1 pseudogene is annotated in these 278 nt (G+C 77.0%); it reads left to right on the plus strand.

Features of this window, described 5'->3' with window-relative positions:
- Positions 1–278 (plus strand): annotated as a pseudogene (locus KVT14_RS20370) (IMP dehydrogenase); the annotation flags it as partial.

Here is a 278-nt window from a genome sequence, read left to right on the forward strand (position 1 = left end):
CCTCGTGGTGGTCCCGGACGTGGCTCCCGCGACCGCGGACGAGTCGCTGCACGCCTCGCTGCTCACCCTGACGGACGTGTACCTGACCGGCTACCACGCGGCGCACATGGGCCGCGTCGTGCCCGGCAAGTCGGTCACCGTGATCGGCGACGGCGCGGTCGGCCTCTCCGCCGTGCTCGCCGCGGAGCAGCTCGGCGCGGAGCGGATCGTCCTCATGGGCCGGCACGCCGCGCGCCCCGACCTGGGCCGCGAGCTCGGCGCCTCCGGCGTGGGCGCCG

The organism is Cellulomonas sp. GbtcB1, assembly GCF_019091725.1.
Lineage (GTDB): Bacteria > Actinomycetota > Actinomycetes > Actinomycetales > Cellulomonadaceae > Cellulomonas.